This is a genomic window from Acetobacter thailandicus (genome assembly GCF_011516655.1).
Lineage (GTDB): Bacteria > Pseudomonadota > Alphaproteobacteria > Acetobacterales > Acetobacteraceae > Acetobacter > Acetobacter thailandicus.
This window is the reverse complement of the sequence record NZ_WOSV01000044.1, coordinates 1-539: the sequence shown is the minus strand read 5'-3', so window position 1 is coordinate 539 and position 539 is coordinate 1. Positions and strand designations below refer to the sequence as shown.

Genomic DNA, 539 nt, shown 5'->3' with positions numbered 1-539 from the left:
CATCTGCGCCTTTGAAGTCACTGACCTGTCCTGCAGTCAGATAAAGTCGGACTGGTCGCCCCTGATCATCGCACATGGCATGAGGTTTTGAGTTCAGCTCCCCTTTTGTTCGCCCCATATAGCGGGGAAAAGCCCTTTTTTAAGCAGAGAGGCTGCCGTTCTGTGCGCTTTAAGGTGCGTTGCATCGATCATCAGGCATTTTGAACGGCCTGCCTGTTCTGCCAGGGTTTTAAAGATCCTGTCAAAGACACCCAGACGGCTCCACCGGATGAAGCGATTATATAAAGTCTTCTGCGGGCCATACGCTTTGGGGGCATCCTTCCACTGAAGGCCATTGCGGATCACATAAACGATCCCGCTCAGAACACGCCGGTCATCCACGCGGGGCACGCCATGCGCCAGAGGAAAAAACGGCTCAATCCGCTCCATCTGACGTTCAGACAACAAAAATACATCACTCACAGTCTCACCTCCATCGGTAAGACTGTTGAATCACAACAACTCTCTCAGTTCAGGAAATTAACAGGTCCTGAGCCTAA

1 pseudogene is annotated in these 539 nt (G+C 51.6%); it reads right to left on the bottom strand.

Features of this window, described 5'->3' with window-relative positions:
• Nucleotides 1–462 (bottom strand): annotated as a pseudogene (locus tag GOB58_RS12900) (IS5 family transposase); the annotation flags it as partial.
• Nucleotides 463–539: the final 77 nt, after the last annotated feature.